This window comes from Bordetella tumulicola (assembly GCF_965138755.1).
GTDB lineage: Bacteria > Pseudomonadota > Gammaproteobacteria > Burkholderiales > Burkholderiaceae_B > Bordetella_A > Bordetella_A tumulicola.
In genome coordinates this window covers 154,693-171,597 of record NZ_CBCSFP010000001.1, presented here as the reverse complement: position 1 = coordinate 171,597, position 16,905 = coordinate 154,693, and the positions used below count along the sequence as shown (strand labels likewise).

The following is a 16,905-nucleotide window of genomic DNA, read 5'->3' as shown; positions in this document are numbered from 1 at the left end:
GGGCAGGCTAGCGACTTCAGTCCGCGGACAGTTGTCGCTCGTCGACCAGCTTGGACCAGCGATCCGCGTCGTGCTTGATCAGCTTGGCAAACTCCTGCTGACTATTCGACTCTGGCATCAATCCTTGCGCTTGCAGGCTGGCTTTCACTTGGGGATCTTGCATCGCTTGTTTGATCCCTTGATTGACCTTCGTGATGATCGCTGCTGGCGTACCGGTTGGTGCCGTCAGTCCGATCCACAGTGAAGAATCAAATCCGGGCACACCCGCCTTGTCTATCGTGGGTAGATCTGGCAGCTCTGGGGACGGCGCCAAACTGCTCACAGCCAACGCCTTGAGTTGGCCCGTCTTAACAAAGGGCATCAGGCTGTTGGGAATGCCGAACATAACCTGTACTCGTCCGGCGGCTAAGTCACTGACGGCGGATACCGCACCCTTGTACGGCACGTGCAGCATTTCTATACCCGTCATGGACTTGAACAGTTCCGCAGTCAAGTGATGGGGTGTGCCCACTCCTGCTGAGGCGTAGCTGAGTTTGCCTGGATTATTTTTTGTGTAGGCAATGAGTTCTTTGACCGAATTCACTGGCAACTCCGCGTTGACCGCCAGCAGTATTGGTCCGGTGGCAATCAAGGAGACCGGTTGGAAATCCTTGATCGAATCGTACCCGACACCGGTCTTTTTATAGACGTAGGGATTCATTGTCAGAAGATTGTTGGGCGTGATCAAGAACGTGTAACCGTCCGCTGTCGAGCGCGCCACCTGTGCGGCCCCAAGATTGCCGCCTGCACCGGGACGGTTCTCGACGATGATAGGCACAGCCCAATCACTGGACAGCTTCTGTGCGAGCACGCGGCCCACGACATCGTTGCTACCGCCGGCCGTGTAGGGAACCACGAATTTGATGGGCCGGTTTGGATAGCCCTCGTCGGCTGCCTGCGCCGTGGACAAGCACGCGCCAGTGAACAAACTACAAAAGGCCACTTGAAAGAGCCGACGTTTACAGGATTGCATCATCATTCTGTCTCCTAGTTTTCGTTTTGGTGTTTGTGCCGTCAGGCAGCACCGCGTATAACGTCAAGAATATGGTGTGGGTCGTCCACTCCGTCGCCACGCCATGCGACATGTCCGTCGGGACGCACCAGCACCAGCTTTGCGGCATAGATGCGCGCCGCCTCGGGTTCGTCGTCGAGCGTCACCACTTCGAACGGTATGTGCTTTGTCGTGGACGCGGATCGCATCGCCTCGGCCTTCGCCTCGTTGTCGTCGGTAAAACTGAGCAAGACGAACGATTTGCCGAATAAATCCAAGATCGATCTGCCGTCCTTCAGCCAGACGTGTGGCGCTCGGGCACCAGGACGAGCATTGGGCACATAGATCCTGAAATCATCCGGTACGGGCGCAGTGCCGTCCGAGATGCAGATCGGCGATTCATCGTACCTGTGTCCAATCTGCAGTCCCATCGACTCCCATTCGACGCGTGTTGAATCGCGCAACCGTTTACCCAATGCTACCCGGGTGCGTTCGCCTTCGGGGGTTTCGTCGCATACGGCGCGAGAGTCTGGTGTGTCCTGCCACGCTTGAAAATTCTGTGTGGAGAAACTGGTATTTCGTTGTGCGATGGGCCGACGCTCGATCTCGTAGCTTCGTAACAGGGCAGGTCCTCCCCAGCCTTGCAAGACGCCTTGGAGTTTCCACCCTAGATCCAGCACTTCTTGTATGCCGGTATTCATACCCATACCTCCGGTCGGAGACATAGTATGAGCGGAATCTCCCACCAGTAGCACGCGTGCCTTAACGTAGTTGTCCGCGAGCATCTCGCTACGTCGCCAAGGTGTCACTGACAGCACCTCAAAATCGATTTCCGGCCCCTTGGAGCCGCCCAGCGCGCGGCGCACCCAAACAGTGGCATCGAACGATGACAGATCCATTTTTTCCTGAGAGCCCAGCACTGTTAGACGCCAGATGTCAGCACCATCGACAACAGTGAGGTTGCCCCACATTCCCTCGGGGCCAACAAACAGATAACGTTCGGCCTGCCCCATGGGATGCTTGCCTGCCAAGCCTGCGGCCTTGATGAGAATGTTGACCGAGTAGCTCAGCAATCGGCCCTGCATCGTGATTCCGGCCTGTTCCCGCACCAAGCTTGAAGCGCCGTCGCAGGCAAGCAAATATTGCGTCTGAAACAGCTTCTTATGGCCAGTGCGCAGATCGAGGGCTTCCACGCGCACCGATTCATCATCCTGCTCTAGACGGACGAAACGGTGCTGGAACAATATCTCTGTCTCCGAACTCGCCAGAGCGGCTTCGGTCAAGATTGGCTGCAGCCACAGTTGCGGACAGCGCTGCTTCTTTTCTGGCGTCTCGGGCGGCGTCGGACTGTCACGCATGCTTGGATACGTTTCGCGATCCAGTAGCAGGCCATTGAGGGACGTGCAGAACACCATAGATAGATCGTAGTCTTCAGGAAAGCCACAATCGCGCACCTGTTGAGAAATCCCCCATATGCGAAAGGCCTCCATCGTACGAATAGCGACCAATCCCGTGCGAGGGTGCTCGATCGTACCGTCGCCTTGCTCCAATAGCACGGAACGAACTCCCCGCCGTGCCAGATCGATACTCATGGCCAGGCCGATAGGTCCTCCTCCCACAATAAGGACCTGGACCTTGGCTAGTGTTTTCGACATGAATCTTTCCCTCAAGAGAATCTATGCACGGAGAACATAGTCATGCCACACTGCTAATACAGTCAAATCAATGATTGAGAGTTTCTAAATTCACGCTATGAATATAAAAAACTTCGATTTGAATCTAATGCGCGTGTTCGTCGTCGTGTATCGACTGCGCAGCGTTTCGTATGCGGCAAATGCGATTGGCTTGACGCAACCTGCGATGAGCAATGCACTACGCAGATTGCGCGAACAGTGCAACGATCCGTTGTTCACCCGTTCGGGGCGAACAATGGAGCCTACGGCGCTCGCCAATAGTCTCTTCGGTCCACTGGAAGCGGCATTGAGCGGCATCGAAACCTGCTTCGCACACGCCACCGCGTTTAGCCCTGAGTCAAGTACCAGGACGTTCCGTCTGCTGATGTCGGACGTCGGCGAAATGGTTGTATTACCGCGTCTGATGCTCGCTTTGTCATCCGCCGCGCCAAGCGTCAGCATTGAAGCGTCGCGGTTACCCCACGCCGACTATGCATCGGCATTGCGCAGCGGCCAGGCAGACCTGGCCATCGGCAATATTGGGTTCCTGCATGCTGGCTTCTATCAACAGCATTTATTCGATGATCGGTATTTATGTATTGCACGTACGGATCACCCAAGACTAACAGGCAAGATGACGTTGACGCGCTATTTATCACAGGGACACGTGGTGTCCACCGCCGGAAGCACCGACGCCCTGGTTGAAGAAACGTTACTGAGCCGTAGGCAACGGCGCGACGTCAAACTGACGGTTACGCACTACCATCGCAGCGCCGTCATCGTCGCTCAATCAGACCTGATAGCGACCGTACCAGGTAACGCGGTAGTGGGTATGGACGGACTAAAGACCTACGCGCTGCCGTTCAAAATGCCCCAAGCGCGCGTCCGTCAATTCTGGCACCGCCGTGCTCACACCGATACGGCTCACAAGTGGCTGCGCCAGTTGATCGCAGCGTTAATCTTAGGTTGAAGGGTGTGGCGAGGGCCCCATATAGCGTGCGCGCGGACGCAGCATCACGCCCGACAAGCGCTGCTCGGCCGCGTGCGCTATCCATCCGGCGGTACGGCCTACACAATGCAAATATACGGCTGCAGTCGCAGGCAGACCCAATACCCGGCACAGAATCACCAATGCGCCGAACAAGTTGGGATAGGACCCTGTCTGTTGATGAACTGCGTTGACAAACCATAGCAGGCGCTCTTTTGCGACGCTATCGCCCGGCAGATCTCGAATCATGCCGAGCAGCAATTCGGCGCGCGGGTCGCGATCATACAAAGGGTGGCCGAAGCAGGGGATACCAGAATATGCCAGTGGTCGATCAGTCGCAGTCAGAATATCTTCCAGATACTGGCCCAGATCCATCATGCCACCCGCCTGCATGGGACCCGCTTGAGCCATCAGGGCTGAAGCTACACATGCATGTACGTCAACGCCAGCGGAGGACGCAACCCGTGCGCAGAATGTAGGCGCCGACAGTTCGTTATCAGCGCTGAGCACGAGAGCGACATTCATCGCGGCCAGCAACGTGCCTTGATCCGACCGCTCGGATAAGCCAAAACCGCGCAGTAGTCGCTGGGCGACGAATTCCTCGTCTCTCCCAAGCTCGTACGAGCGCCCAGGCCCGAAATACCCGGAGACTCCCGCGAAAGTACCAATGAGTCGCACGCCGCTCATGCGCACATCACCTCGGCCAGCCGTGTCTTCAGCCGTCTCCAACGTGCTCAATTGCAAGGCCGCCATAGCCAAAATCCGGATGGGGGAAAAATCGCTTTTTTTATCTTGCCCTGCAAGGCCATACGGTGTCGCAGCCGAATCGTCTTTCGCCCAAGGCCACGGGCGATCGCGTCCCGGGGGGAGGCCGCCCCAGAGCAAGTCTGCCGCGTATTCCAGAGACCGTCCTTCGCGCGCTAGCGTCGTCGCAAGTAGCCCACGATAATGCGGCCCCGCAGGACTGATGTCGCAGATCCAGGTCTGCACCACAGGTTCTCCATAGCGTAGCGCCTGGGCCACGGGTGCCCCGCCGGCTTTGGCGCCAGCTCGTGTGCTCAGCTTTTCCAAATCAGACTTGCGATACAAGCTGGTGCGCTTGCCTGGTTCGGGCAGCGTCTTGATGAGACCTCGACTGACATAGGTGTACAGCGACTCTTTCTTAATGCCCAACATCGCTAAGGCTTCGTCACGGCGCACGTAGTCAACATCATTAACGCGACGGCCTGTGTCGCTTGACGCATGTGCGATAGCGTCGCTCGATGGTTCGTGCCGCTTGATCACAGAAATAGCCTCGAATTTATTAAATGGCGATTCGTCATTAGATCGATTTTATAGTCGATCTATACATCGATCAATGTCGATAATAAACTGTTCAGCACTGAATTCATACCACCGGAGACACACCTCATGCACACCGCCGCGATCCAATTACGTGAGCTTTCCCCCAGACTCGAGAAGACGCGGGAAAGCTTGCTGCGCGCCCGTCACTTGCCGGGCAGCGTATACAGCTCAGAAGAGATTTACGCCATGGAGAAAGAGCGGATTTTTATGACACACTGGCTCTCGGTCGGTCGCGTCGAGGAAATCCCCAATGTCGGCGATTACATGACGTTTAGCGTCATGAGCGAACCCATTCTCATCTCGCGACCCGCCGAGAATGAGATTCAGGTTTGCATGAACATGTGCCTGCACCGAGGTGTGGCCGTGGCAAGCGGCTGTGGGCATGCCAAGGACTTCAGTTGCCCATATCATGCCTGGCTGTTCGACGTCGGCGGCAAACTGATTGCGGCACCGGGCATGAAGGAATCTGAAGTTGACATGAGCGGTGCCCGGATGAAGCCTCTAGCAGTGAAGATCTGGCGGGGGTGGATTTTCATCAACTTTGCCGAACAACCATCCTCATTCGAGGACTACATCGCACCGTACGAGGAGGATCTGTGGTGGTTCCAATCGGGCGAATGCAAGCTGGCCGACAAAGTCGAGATCGACGTCAAGTGCAATTGGAAATTTCTGGTCGAAAATCTGATCGACATCTATCACGTGGGCGTGATCCACAAGAGCACGTTCGGCGGCTTCGTCAAGGGTGAAAAGCTGAAGTTTCACCTCGAAAAAAACGGTGGTTGGCACACTCAGTACGAAGCCCGACCGCACTCCAAAAGCGGCGAACAGGTGTTTCCCACCTTACCTTGGGCACAAGACAAATCATCAGGCATCGCCTGCAAGGCAGGCATCTATCCGAATCTGAACATGTCGATGCGGTCCGACAGTTTGCGCATGTGGCACGTATGGCCAATCTCTCCCAATGAAACACGGGTGATCTGTTATCTGCTATTCCCGCCAGCGGCCTTTTCTATTCCCAATTACGACGAGGAGCTGAAAAAATATCGAGAGTTCGTTCGTCAGATCATCGTTGAAGACGCTGTCATGGTTGAGTCGCTACAAAATGCGTCGGGTTCCAAGTTCTTTCAGCCTGGCCCCATGGCACCGATGGAGGAGGCGCTCCACCATATGGAGAACCACTACATTGATCTGATGGAGAGGTCAGCGTGACGACGGAGCAATGGATTCGGGTGGCAGACTATACCGACGTACACGAAGAAGACACCCTGGGCGTGGGAGTGGGCGACCTGCCTATTTGCTTGTACAAGCTCAATGGCGAAATATATGCCACTGATAACCAATGTACCCACGGTGATGCCGACCTGTCGGAAGGGCTGATACAGGACGGTTGTGAAATCGAATGCCCCTTGCATGAGGGTAGGTTCGATATACGCAGCGGCAAAGCGGTGAGTGCACCCTGTACGGAAAACCTGCGCTCTTATCCTGCGCGAGTAGAGGACGGGGGCATCTATATCCGGGTTGCGCTCGTATAAGGTATCTAAGCCATGAAAACCGTCATCGTCGGCGCCGGACAAGCGGGTGCGTGGGTAGCGCGCACGCTACGACAGCATGCTCCTGAGGCTGAGATAGTGCTGCTCGGACAAGAGGCACATCCTCCTTATGAGCGCCCGCCATTGTCCAAAGGAGTCATGTCTGGCGCACAATCCGAGTCGCCGTGCCTGCTGTCCGTCCAACAAGCACGGCAACTCGACATACAACTCAAGCTGGGTGCGACGGTGGTCGAGATTGATCGCAACCGCCGTCATGTTCTGTTGGAGCAAGGGGAATCGTTAACCTATAACTCGCTGGTCCTGGCCACGGGGGGAAGGGCGCGCAAACCCACGATAGCGGGCGGCAACCTGGACGGCGTGTATACCTTGCGATCGCTGGATGATGCGTCCCGCATACGCGCCGCATTACGGCCAGGCCTTCGCCTGCTGGTCGTGGGTGGCGGATGGATAGGTTTGGAGGTAGCGGCAACGGCTCGTCTACTTGGGTTAGAGGTTTCTTTGATAGAAAGTGGTTCGAGGCTTTGTGCGCGCTCGGTGCCGGTCGGTGTATCTGGCTTTCTGTTGAGCCTGCATCGGCGTCAAGGGGTGGATGTTCAGTTGGAGGGCGCAGTAACCGCGATCGATCGATCCGAAAACGCGGGCCCATTGCTGGCCCACACTCATCAGGGTGTCCAGGAGGCTGATGTGGTGGTATTCGGCATCGGCCTTGAACCCAATACCGAGTTGGCGACGGCTTGTGGGCTATTGGTCGAAAACGGAATTGTGGTCGATGCCCACGGCCGGACGTCGGATCCGTCCATTTACGCAGTTGGCGACGTGGCGAATCAACCGTGCACCTGGTCTGGCGCTCCTACAGAGGCGCGCATACGGCTCGAATCATGGGCCAATGCCCAGAACCAAGGCATCGCCGTTGGCGAAGTCCTAGCGGGAAAGATGCATTTGCAGCGGGACCTTCCTTGGTTTTGGTCAGATCAATACGATGTCAATTTGCAAGTATTGGGAATACCTTCGGAAGCTGGCGCCCACATCCTGCGAGGATCCGCCGAGAGTGCAAAATTCTGCGTATTCCAGGTCGTTGACGGCAGCCTGCACTCGGTCATCGCTGTCAATATGGCAAAAGAATTAAAGCTGGCAAAGCGCTGGCATAAACGAGGGCAATGTCCGAATGCCACCGAATTGCAGGATTTAGCGACGCGACTGGATCGGCTTTAGCCAGACAGCCGTAGGGAGCGGGCGTCGTGCGACATCCTTAGGACGTAGCCGAAGGCGTATCCTCCAGCACGCAGAGCAATTCCGCGAGACGCTCATCCAATGACGTCAACGTGTCTGCCGGTATCAACGCCAAGATTTCCCGTTCGTTTTTCACGTGAGCGACCACGGCGCGATCAATTAACGCAAGCCCGGCCGGTGTCAGCCTGACCAACATGCTGCGAGCATCGACGGGATTCGGCAAACGCGCCACCCAACCGGACGTTTCCAATCCCTTGAGCCGGTGGGTCATCGTGCCAGACGTGACCATCAACGCCGAAAACAGCACAGTCGGCGCCAGGCAGTAGGGCGCCCCGGCGCGCCGCAGCGTGGCCAACACGTCAAACTCCCAACTACTTAGCCCGAATTCCGAGAAGACCTGATCCAGCTTGCGCTGCACGAGAGCGGTGCAACGCTTGAGCCTCCCGATCGGACCCATCGGCATGACGTCCAGATCGGGACGTTCACGGCGCCATTGTTCAAGAATGACGTCCACCGAATCCAATTGCCGTGTTTTTCCCACCGTCCGCTCCATTTATCTTGACATCAAGATAAAATATCATCACCATTGGATTTTATCTTGAACTCAAGATTATTTTATGTCCAATCCCTCACATCACGCCATCTGGGGCGATATTGCGTTGACTGCACTCGCCCCTGTCATCTGGGGATCGACGTATATCGTCACCACGGAGTTGCTCCCACCGGACCGCCCATTTACGGCGGCGCTGATCAGGACATTGCCCGCGGGCCTGTTGCTTATTTTGTTCACACGCCGTTGGCCGGCGAGCCTAGGGCAGTGGGGGCGGCTGCTCGTACTGTCGGCGCTGAATATCGGTTTTTTCCAGGCCTTGTTGTTCATCGCCGCGTATCGATTGCCGGGTGGCTTGGCCGCAGTCGTCGGCGCAATCCAGCCGCTATTGATGATGGCGCTGGTATGGGCCGTCGATCATCGTCAGCCAGTCAGACTGGCGCTCTGGGCCAGTATTTTGGGGGTATTCGGCATGGCGGTCTTGTTGCTGTCACCGAACACGGTTTGGGACCCTGTTGGCATTGTGGCGGCGTTAGTGGGCGCCGCCTGCATGGCGACCGGAACCTATCTGACACGCCGTTGGCGCACGGATATGCCGGTGTTGGCGTTAACAGGTTGGCAACTGCTGTTGGGAGGAGGGATGTTGGCGCCCGTTGCCTGGCTGGCGGACGCGCCGTTGCCCTCCTTGACGCTGATGCAAACCCTGGCCTATGCCTACTTATCGATCGCGGGTGCCTTGTTGGCCTATGCGCTGTGGTTCCGCGGCGTCGCGCGACTACCGTCGGTGGCGGTCGTATCGCTTGGATTACTCAGCCCGCTAACCGCCGTGATTCTGGGCTGGGTATTTTTAGGGCAATCCGTGACAGGTGTATCGGCCATCGGATTCGTCATGGTGCTGGCCAGCATCCTGGCCGTTCAATGGGCGACAAACCGACCAACCAGAGCATAGGGGCCTTTCATCCGCCTCGCGGCGAATCATCAAGAGTGAGTTCGTCGTGCTCGTTCAACGCATTGCGGCCGCATATTGCCCCGGTGTCATACCGAATGTTCGACGAAACAATGCAATAAAGGCGCTGACATTGTCGTAGCCTAAATCCAGTGCGATCGCCGTTACCGGCTTGCCCGCCGCCAGTAGCTCGAGTCCTCTAAGCAGCCGCACGCGTTGACGCCATTCGGTAAAACTGAATCCCGTTTCGGCCACGAAACGACGCGTCAGTGTGCGAGGGGCGATGCCCGCCCATTGGGCCCAAGCCTGCATATGGCGTTCGTCATCGGGTCTATCGGATAAGGCCTGTGCGATCTTAAGTAGACGCGCGTCTTGGGGCATGGGCAGGCCGAGCTCGACTTGCGGCAGCAAGCGAATTTCGTCCAGAATGACTTCCGCCAACCGGGTTTGGACGATGTTAAGCGTCGTATTCGACGGCCACGACGCCGCCCGCGCCACAGCGGCCTGCAGCAGACTTGAAATCGACAGAATGCAGGGTGCTGGAGGCAACGTGTCACAAGCTGAGGCCACGATATAAACACTCCAGCCAGAGAACGGCCCGTGAGAACGCAGGCCATGTGGTACGTCAGGGGGTATCCAGACAGCGTGTGTTGCCGGTACAACCCAACGGCTGCCACCCCCGTCAACAGAAAGCAATCCTTGTGTTGCGCCGAGCAACTGGCCACGAGCATGGCGGTGAGCGGGTGTCTCCCGCACCGAGTCCGAATGCGAAATCGCGGCATACACCAGCGGTCCGCCAGCGGTGGAGGCTAATTCAAGAGAAATCAACGGATCCGTCATGGATGGCGTCACAGAGCTATTTAATGTCCTTTATACCGTACTCGGGCTAAAGCACTACGCCTACGATGACGACATCGACCATCATGACAAGGAGCTTTTTTATGCGTGCCGAAGACATTCTGAACGACAGTCAAAACCACGTCGAACGCGATGGCGTCGTTATCCGCAAAGGCAGCGTGGGCGCTTTCCTGGCGAACGCCACCATCTGGTGCGATCAGACGGCAACGAGCGAGCAGCGGCAGCGCGCGGAGCGCGATATGCGCGCTCTGCTGCCAGGATTACGCGCCATTGGATTATTCGACGTGTTTTCAATCCGCGACGAAGCCTTGCGCACATTGATTGACACACACTACCCGACTACCTGAGTGAGACACGGGAGCATTGCTGCGACGGCGGGTGAAACACCCTACACCCTCTAAAGAGAAATGCCTTACGTCATCCTAGTTTGATGTTCACATTCTTCGTAGCAGTGAACTCGAGTAGCTCCGCAAAGCACTCTTCGCGACCCATTCCCGATTGTTTCACGCCGCCAAATGGTGCCCCCATGAAATGCTGACTCGCATTGTTGATCCAGACATAGCCGGCCTGCATGCGTTTGGCCGCTCGATGAGCGATGTTCAGATTTTGCGTCCAGATCGAGCCGGTAAGGCCGAACTCAACACTATTTACCTGATCGAATAGGACGTTCTCATCCGTCCATTTGAACACCGACATAATGGGTCCGAAAACCTCTTCACGCGCCAGGCGCATCTCCGGGTGCATATCCGCGAAAATCGTGGCTTCGTAGAAAAATCCATCTTTTAAGACAGGATCGACCGGACGCTTACCTCCGCAGACCAATCGTCCGCCGTCTTCGTGTCCGACCTTCACGTAATGCTCTACCTTCTGCAACTGCGCTAGACTCACAAGGGATCCCATGGTCGTCTTCGGGTCAGTAGGAATGCCAGGCTTATGGCGCTCCGGAAGAAGCCGGATGACGCTGTCCAATACTTGATCGTGAATCGACTCGTGCAAAAAAACTCGACTTGTCGATCCGCAGCTTTGCCCTGACCAGGTGAAGTTCATACCTCCGATAATGCCATCCACAAGGCAATCCAGGTTCGCATCTGGATAGGCGATCAATGCATTTTTTCCACCAAGCTCAAGCAATACCGGTTTCAGGTGCTCCGCGGCGGTTCTCATGACGGCTTTACCGGTTGGCACACCGCCAATCAAAGTCACTTTGCGAACCAAAGGATGCTTACCCATCGCATCGCCACATTCGCGCCCACCACATAGGAAATTGACCACACCCGGGGGAAATATTTCCCCCACGAGTTCAGCCAGCCGCAGAATCGATAGCGGAGCCTGGTCCGGCGCCTTCACGACGATGGTGTTACCCGCGGCAAGAGGTGCGGCAAGCCGAGCGGCAGCAAACATAAACGGATGGTTGTACGCGACGATACGGGCGACGACACCAAGCGGCGCTTGGGTTGTGTAATTGAGGTTGCCGTCACCCATGGGGATGGTTTCGCCCTTTATCTCAGCGGCAAGGCCGGCGAAATACTCAAGGCAATCGGCCGCGAATCCAGCATCTTGGATCAGCGCAGAGACGGGATTGCCATTATTCAATGCATCCAGTTGAGCCAAAGGCATGGCGTGATCACGCAGCACGGCTGCGGCTCTTCGCAGGTAGCGCGCACGCTCGGCAGGCGGGATGGAGGCCCACCCGGGAAATGCCAAGTGCGCAGCCCGCACCGCTGCGTCGACGTCCGCGGCAACGGCGACCGGCGCCTGGGTGATGACTTCGTTGTAAGCGGGATTAATCGTGTCGGCGTACGCTCCCGATATGGGAGCATGCCAGGCGCCACCATAGTAGAGCTCTCGCTGCTTGGGCAGGATGCCATCGGGGATATCTTTGGTTCGCATTCCAGGTACCTGTGTGGAGAAAGGGGGCGACTAGTCGTCGGAGCGCGTTAGTCCTGCCGTCATGGCCGGGCCGTAGCCTGTTTGCACGACAGCATCTATTACGACTGTCGCACCAGTCTTAACGGCCTCAATGGCCTGAGGCAGAAGCTTCGCCAGTATTTCTGCGTCGTCAATGGGGCCAAACGCCGTGAGCCCTTGAGCTCGCGCCATTGAGGCGAGGTCAGGCTCTGGATCGGCGATACGCTGCCCAATCCAGCGATTCTCGACAGGGCGATTGCGTTGGCGCGCCATTCGCTCCTGATGAATCTCGTCGTTGAAGAACGAGCGGTTGTTGCATACCACCATGAGCATCGGAATGTGCGCATTTGCCGCTGTCCAAAGTGCATTGACACCCATCATGTAGTCGCCATCGCCGATGACAGCGACAGGTAGCCGGTCGGAGCCTTTCAACGCTAACGCAGACCCAATCGACATGCCTGGTCCAGAGCCGATTCCCCCACCGCCGTCGTAACCCAGGAAGTCCAGTGGATGGCGAAAGTCCCACATGTCACCGCTCCAACTCAACGGAAGGCGCATTAAGCAGGTCTTTTGATCTCCAATAGCGTCTCGTAGGACAGATGCCAACATCGGTACGGTCAATGCTCCAAGTGGCATCACCTTCGGCCGAACAGGAGCCTGAATAGGCACCGACGACGGTCGCGATTTGACATGTTGGTTCAGGAGTTCGACCGCTGCCTCAGGTTCGCTTAACAGGAAGACATCGACAGGTGGAAGCCCCTGGTGATCCATACTCCAACCGTTATGGCTGTAATGATCGACTGATACTTGGATGATCTTGCTGGTGACGATGTCATTGCCCCAGGCTTGCTTGAGCGTTCCCGCCAGATCCAGCCAGTCCAGACTCAGCACTACGTCCGCACGATGAAGTACTTCCTGCGCGCGGGCATTCAGAAAATGTCCACTAGGTGCGGCGTGCAGAGGATGGTCGGTGGGGAATGCGCAGCCAACTTTCAGGTCAGTCAAGACTTCGGCGTTCAGCGTTTCAGCCAACTTAATTCGCTGTTGCCAACCTGCCTCGTCTCTGTTGACACGGCCAGCAAGGATGACAGGCCGTCGTGCAGCCGATAACATCTCTGCCGCCTGCCGAATGATGTCGTCGGCAGGCCGTGCAGGGGGTGGGGCCAAGTAACGAGATGGGTCGGGCAGGGGTGGGACTGTCTGCAACTTTGATTCCTGCAGGGCCGCGTCAAAGCAGATGTAAACCGGCCCCTGTGGTGCGGTAGTCGCAATCTGCTTAGCGCGCAGCATCGCCTCTTGTGTCGCGCCGATGGACGTGGGTTGTGCGTCCCATTTGATGAAATGGCGTACCAAAGCCGCCTGATCCTGAGCGGTGTGAATCCAATCAATCCAAGGGCGCCGCTTCGCAGCATCGACAGGCCCGGTTGCACCCAACACGATGACAGGGACTCGATCAACCCAAGCATCAAAAATGGCCATCGAACCATGCATCAAACCCACATTACTGTGCAGAATAGCGGCCAGGGGCTTGCCCGTCACCTTGGCATAGCCGTGAGCGATTGCGACAGCATGCTCTTCATGCAGTACCACAATCATCTGGGGCTTGTCGTTGCCCAAATGATTGACGATGCTGTCATGCAAGCCGCGAAAGCTGGCGCCGGGATTGAGCAGAACGTACGGCATATCCATCGCGCGCAAAATGTCAGCGATGGCGTCGCTGCACCATATGGTCTGGTCTGGTACGAAAGGGGTAGGAATATCGCGACGCACGGAGGTGGGAGAGGGTACGGTCATTAACGCTCCAGCAGTAAGGGCGGATTAAGAAACGAAAGATCGAATCGCGGCGAGGTGACGAGAGGCGACAGCGATACGTCAAAGCGCATAACGCTTTAGTCGGGCTTAATGTGAGCCTTTTGGATCACGGCTGCCCAGCGCTTCTGGTCGCTCGCGATTAGGCTGTTGAACTCGTCGGCGGTACTGCTTTCGGCGAAGATACCTTGCTCCGCCAGCGTCTCCCTTACATCCGGCAGATCCAGTGCGCGTCGCAATTCGGCGTTGAGCTTGTTCACAACTGCCGGCGGCGTTCCGGCCGGTGCCACCATGCCTATCCAGATATCGCTTTCAAAACCCTTGACCGTTTCTCCAACGGTGGGGACATCGGGCAACAAGGGGATGCGGCTCTGGCCGCTAGCCCCTAGGGCACGCAATTTCCCGCTGCGGATATGGGGCAACGCGGAATTCAATGGGCAAAACATCATGTCAACGGTGCCGGCCAGCACATCAACCATCGCAGGCGCCGTACCCCGGTACGGAACATGCATCAAATTGACATCCGTCATCGATTTAAAAACCTCGGCGGCCATATGCTGAGGGCTGCCCGATCCTGCAGAGGCATACGACAGCTCCTCGGTGCTTGCCTTGGCCAGCGCGATAAGTTCGCTGACGGACGCGGCTTTGATGTTTGGAGATACGAGTAGGACCATAGGAACGCGACCGAGCATCGATATCCCTTGAATATCTTTTAAGACGTCGAACGGGAGTGTGGGATACAGCACCGGATTGACCGATACCGTCTGATTGGGTGCAATCGCAATGGTGTAACCGTCAGCTTCCGATTTCACCAAATAGTCTGTGGCGATATTGCCTGCAGCACCAGGCTTGTTCTCAACGATGACGGGCTGGCCAAAAGTCTCCGACATCTTCTGCCCAAGAACTCGTGCGAGCACATCGTTGGAACCTCCAGGCGGAAGTGGCACGATGATCCGTATGGGTTTGCTTGGGAAGCTATCGGCTCGAACTAAGGGCGAAAAGCTGGCTGCAGCTGCGGCTGCGCATATTGCGCCCAACAGGGTGCGGCGTTGATGTCTCATCCTTGTCTCCGTTGTTTTATAGGCTGAGAGTGCATCCTATTGAGAACGCCAAACTCCTTCAATCTTGATCATTGAATCAATGTGAGGTCAGCTAGCAACGATCGGTACGCAATGGGAATTGACCCTCAATTGCGGGAGAAAGTGTGTTCTGGCAGGGCGATTTATGAGCTTGCAAACACGCAGGCCCTTTAGGGACCGGGCTTAGGGCACGAACTTAGCTCTCGGACGCAGGAGGGATCCGTTGGCGTGTTGCTCGCGCACGTGCGCGACCCAGCCTGCTAAACGAGCCAAGGCAAACAGAGCTGGAGCGGCTTGGGCAGGGAGTTCGATCGCACGTGTCAACATCACTAGTGCAAGCTCCTGCCTGGGATGCTGACCTAAACGCGTTCGCATTTCATCAAGAAAGCCGAATATTGCGCGTGATTCTCGCGTCTGGGTACGACGACCGCGCACCATGTCGAGCAACTGCGCGGCTCGAGGATCTCCATCCGGATACAAGGGATGATGAAAGCCCGGTACATCCAAGCCCTGTGACAGCCGCTCATGCGCACGTCGCATGAGTGCGGCGCGCGATTTCCAATGTCCGAGGAAGTCCTGGACACGCTCGTACATACGTCCTACCTCAATCCCGGATGTTGCGCAGAATGCAGACGCCAGGCAGCTTTGTAATGAACCTCCCGCGGACGCTACGATACGGGCACTAAGGGTTCCGGGAGGCAATTCGTGATCGGCGAGGAGGATCAATAGGGCGCGCAGCGCGTCAATGTTCTCCGCGGTTGCGACCATTCCCAACGATCGCGTAAGCGCCTCCAGGATTGTTTCGCCACGTTGCATCGGTCGATAGCATTGAGTGGGTCCTATAAATCCGCAGCAAGACACCATCGCCTGAATAATCTCCCGGGCCGCAGACAAGGTGCTGTTCCGAGCTAGGCGCTGTTCGGTCGATCCCTGATTCAGCCCCAGCATCAACACGACAATGGCAAAGACCTCCAAAACATTGCTTCGAGGATTCGAAGTAGACATGGCCTGAGTCAGCGCTAACAGGGCAGTTTCTTGCCGGCGCACGGACCAACGGGGAGGTTCAGGGGGCAACTGGCCAGTCCAAAGCAATTCGGCGACGGCTTCAAATGACTCGCCGGAATTCACAAGATCTGCGGCCAATCTGCCTCGGTATCGCGGCCCTTGGGGAGTGATCTCGGTGATGGAAGTGGCGAGTATTGGCTCGCCCCAATCCATTGCCGAGGCCGCAACTGCGCCATGACCTGATCTGGCTTGCGAACGCTTCCTGAGGCGGTCAACGTCGATTCGGCGGTAGAGCTTTTCTTTTTGGCCAGGTTGCGCCACACTGCAAATCCAACCACGGCTTACGTACGCGTACAAGGTCTGTGGCCTTACTTTTAGCACGGCCATCGCTTCTGCGGCCCCGATATAATCGCCAAGCGAAGGCAGATCCTTCTCCTGTGTTGCGATTGACGCATAACCAGCATTGGCCGATGCGTCCTCGCCCCGTTCCGGCAGAGGGGGAACCGATGAGAAGGAGATCGTGGTCATTGCGGTACGAGGCCTAACCGACCAGGCGTTGTCTTGCCTTGAAGGCTCAGGCGACCTTGCGTTTGGTGGTTAGGCCGTCCTGCTTGCCTGGCACTTCGATAGGATGATGCAGGCTTTCTGTCCACGAAAGTGACTCCATGAAGATATTTAGCGGTTGGTCCTGCACCATCAGCTCATAACCATAGTCGTCATAGGACGCGTCGTTGTGAACGGTCCAGTCGGGCACGGACAACATACCGTGTAAAACCCAATTGCATACCTTTCGCTTGACTTTTTAAGTCTACCTCAGTAGGCACGCTATAGCGATGAATGAGCCTTCCGTTCAAGAAACGTCAAAGCGATCGGGATCGGTCCCGCAGGGCTGAGGGACGCTGAATACAAGAAGGCAACAGTTTTTGCATTGCTGT

The 16,905-nt window shown here is 56.6% G+C and carries 16 protein-coding genes; 6 read left to right on the top strand and 10 right to left on the bottom strand.

All coding sequences use genetic code 11. From position 1 onward, the window contains the following. Positions 1 to 16 precede the first annotated feature (16 nt). Both ACNAZS_RS00840 and ACNAZS_RS00835 read right to left on the bottom strand, forming a co-directional pair. Positions 17 to 1,018 carry a Bug family tripartite tricarboxylate transporter substrate binding protein gene (locus ACNAZS_RS00840; RefSeq protein ID WP_415785195.1) on the bottom strand — a complete coding sequence of 334 codons (1,002 nt, stop codon included), beginning with the start codon at positions 1,016 to 1,018 and terminating at the stop codon, positions 17 to 19. A gap of 35 nt (positions 1,019 to 1,053) precedes the next feature. Further along, positions 1,054 to 2,685, bottom strand: a complete 1,632-nt coding sequence (locus tag ACNAZS_RS00835) for an FAD-dependent monooxygenase (RefSeq protein ID WP_415785193.1) — start codon at positions 2,683 to 2,685, stop codon at positions 1,054 to 1,056. Positions 2,686 to 2,782: 97 nt separating this feature from the next. Between ACNAZS_RS00835 and ACNAZS_RS00830 the strand changes: the two genes are divergently transcribed. Then, on the top strand, positions 2,783 to 3,673 hold the full coding sequence (locus ACNAZS_RS00830; protein ID WP_415785191.1) for a LysR family transcriptional regulator: 891 nt from the start codon (positions 2,783 to 2,785) through the stop codon (positions 3,671 to 3,673). Here the strand turns inward: ACNAZS_RS00830 and ACNAZS_RS00825 are convergent. Beyond that, complete coding sequence (locus tag ACNAZS_RS00825) at positions 3,665 to 4,975, bottom strand: citrate/2-methylcitrate synthase (RefSeq protein WP_415785189.1); 1,311 nt, start codon at positions 4,973 to 4,975, stop codon at positions 3,665 to 3,667. The two genes, ACNAZS_RS00830 and ACNAZS_RS00825, sit on opposite strands and share 9 nt — an antisense overlap. A gap of 126 nt (positions 4,976 to 5,101) precedes the next feature. On the opposite strand from ACNAZS_RS00825, the gene ACNAZS_RS00820 reads away from it, so the two are divergent. Genes ACNAZS_RS00820 through ACNAZS_RS00810 form a run of 3 tightly spaced genes read left to right on the top strand, consistent with a single transcriptional unit; the run spans position 5,102 to position 7,797 of the window. After that, entirely contained in the window at positions 5,102 to 6,244 is a 1,143-nt protein-coding gene (locus ACNAZS_RS00820; RefSeq protein WP_415785187.1) for an aromatic ring-hydroxylating oxygenase subunit alpha, read from the top strand. Next, positions 6,241 to 6,567: a non-heme iron oxygenase ferredoxin subunit gene (locus tag ACNAZS_RS00815; RefSeq protein ID WP_415785185.1), complete on the top strand. Its 327-nt coding sequence runs from the start codon at positions 6,241 to 6,243 to the stop codon at positions 6,565 to 6,567. Before ACNAZS_RS00820 ends, ACNAZS_RS00815 begins: the two co-directional genes overlap by 4 nt. Before the next feature lie 12 nt (positions 6,568 to 6,579). After that, complete coding sequence (locus tag ACNAZS_RS00810) at positions 6,580 to 7,797, top strand: NAD(P)/FAD-dependent oxidoreductase (RefSeq protein WP_415785183.1); 1,218 nt, start codon at positions 6,580 to 6,582, stop codon at positions 7,795 to 7,797. Between the two features lie 37 nt (positions 7,798 to 7,834). Here the strand turns inward: ACNAZS_RS00810 and ACNAZS_RS00805 are convergent, their stop codons facing one another. After that, positions 7,835 to 8,356: a MarR family winged helix-turn-helix transcriptional regulator gene (locus ACNAZS_RS00805; RefSeq protein WP_415785181.1), complete on the bottom strand. Its 522-nt coding sequence runs from the start codon at positions 8,354 to 8,356 to the stop codon at positions 7,835 to 7,837. Between the two features lie 76 nt (positions 8,357 to 8,432). On the opposite strand from ACNAZS_RS00805, the gene ACNAZS_RS00800 reads away from it, so the two are divergent. Then, positions 8,433 to 9,314: an EamA family transporter gene (locus tag ACNAZS_RS00800; protein ID WP_415785179.1), complete on the top strand. Its 882-nt coding sequence runs from the start codon at positions 8,433 to 8,435 to the stop codon at positions 9,312 to 9,314. Between the two features lie 54 nt (positions 9,315 to 9,368). Here the strand turns inward: ACNAZS_RS00800 and ACNAZS_RS00795 are convergent, their stop codons facing one another. Next, positions 9,369 to 10,151: an AraC family transcriptional regulator gene (locus ACNAZS_RS00795; RefSeq protein WP_415785177.1), complete on the bottom strand. Its 783-nt coding sequence runs from the start codon at positions 10,149 to 10,151 to the stop codon at positions 9,369 to 9,371. Positions 10,152 to 10,252: 101 nt separating this feature from the next. Between ACNAZS_RS00795 and ACNAZS_RS00790 the strand changes: the two genes are divergently transcribed. Next, on the top strand, positions 10,253 to 10,516 hold the full coding sequence (locus ACNAZS_RS00790; protein WP_415785175.1) for a hypothetical protein: 264 nt from the start codon (positions 10,253 to 10,255) through the stop codon (positions 10,514 to 10,516). A 70-nt stretch (positions 10,517 to 10,586) separates the two neighbouring features. Here the strand turns inward: ACNAZS_RS00790 and ACNAZS_RS00785 are convergent, their stop codons facing one another. The 5 genes from ACNAZS_RS00785 to ACNAZS_RS00765 all read right to left on the bottom strand — a co-directional run bounded on the left by ACNAZS_RS00785 (position 10,587) and on the right by ACNAZS_RS00765 (position 16,733). Next, positions 10,587 to 12,059, bottom strand: a complete 1,473-nt coding sequence (locus ACNAZS_RS00785; RefSeq protein ID WP_415785173.1) for an aldehyde dehydrogenase family protein — start codon at positions 12,057 to 12,059, stop codon at positions 10,587 to 10,589. 30 nt (positions 12,060 to 12,089) lie between these two features. After that, positions 12,090 to 13,871, bottom strand: coding sequence for a thiamine pyrophosphate-binding protein (locus tag ACNAZS_RS00780; RefSeq protein WP_415785171.1), 1,782 nt, complete (start codon positions 13,869 to 13,871; stop codon positions 12,090 to 12,092). A gap of 95 nt (positions 13,872 to 13,966) precedes the next feature. Next, positions 13,967 to 14,803, bottom strand: coding sequence for a tripartite tricarboxylate transporter substrate binding protein (locus ACNAZS_RS00775; RefSeq protein ID WP_415785169.1), 837 nt, complete (start codon positions 14,801 to 14,803; stop codon positions 13,967 to 13,969). 345 nt (positions 14,804 to 15,148) lie between these two features. Continuing rightward, positions 15,149 to 16,498, bottom strand: a complete 1,350-nt coding sequence (locus ACNAZS_RS00770; protein WP_415785167.1) for a citrate/2-methylcitrate synthase — start codon at positions 16,496 to 16,498, stop codon at positions 15,149 to 15,151. A 46-nt stretch (positions 16,499 to 16,544) separates the two neighbouring features. Further along, complete coding sequence (locus ACNAZS_RS00765; protein WP_415785165.1) at positions 16,545 to 16,733, bottom strand: hypothetical protein; 189 nt, start codon at positions 16,731 to 16,733, stop codon at positions 16,545 to 16,547. Between the last annotated feature and the right edge of the window lie 172 nt (positions 16,734 to 16,905).

Bases quoted from the DNA above. Each gene is read 5' to 3' on its own strand.
- ACNAZS_RS00840 (WP_415785195.1), bottom strand. From the start codon at position 1,018: ATGATGATGCAATCCTGTAAACGTCGGCTCTTTCAAGTGGCCTTTTGT.
- ACNAZS_RS00835 (WP_415785193.1), bottom strand. From the start codon at position 2,685: ATGTCGAAAACACTAGCCAAGGTCCAGGTCCTTATTGTGGGAGGAGGA.
- ACNAZS_RS00830 (WP_415785191.1), top strand. From the start codon at position 2,783: ATGAATATAAAAAACTTCGATTTGAATCTAATGCGCGTGTTCGTCGTC.
- ACNAZS_RS00820 (WP_415785187.1), top strand. From the start codon at position 5,102: ATGCACACCGCCGCGATCCAATTACGTGAGCTTTCCCCCAGACTCGAG.
- ACNAZS_RS00810 (WP_415785183.1), top strand. From the start codon at position 6,580: ATGAAAACCGTCATCGTCGGCGCCGGACAAGCGGGTGCGTGGGTAGCG.
- ACNAZS_RS00800 (WP_415785179.1), top strand. From the start codon at position 8,433: ATGTCCAATCCCTCACATCACGCCATCTGGGGCGATATTGCGTTGACT.
- ACNAZS_RS00795 (WP_415785177.1), bottom strand. From the start codon at position 10,151: ATGACGGATCCGTTGATTTCTCTTGAATTAGCCTCCACCGCTGGCGGA.
- ACNAZS_RS00790 (WP_415785175.1), top strand. From the start codon at position 10,253: ATGCGTGCCGAAGACATTCTGAACGACAGTCAAAACCACGTCGAACGC.
- ACNAZS_RS00785 (WP_415785173.1), bottom strand. From the start codon at position 12,059: ATGCGAACCAAAGATATCCCCGATGGCATCCTGCCCAAGCAGCGAGAG.
- ACNAZS_RS00780 (WP_415785171.1), bottom strand. From the start codon at position 13,871: ATGACCGTACCCTCTCCCACCTCCGTGCGTCGCGATATTCCTACCCCT.
- ACNAZS_RS00770 (WP_415785167.1), bottom strand. From the start codon at position 16,498: ATGACCACGATCTCCTTCTCATCGGTTCCCCCTCTGCCGGAACGGGGC.
- ACNAZS_RS00765 (WP_415785165.1), bottom strand. From the start codon at position 16,733: ATGTTGTCCGTGCCCGACTGGACCGTTCACAACGACGCGTCCTATGAC.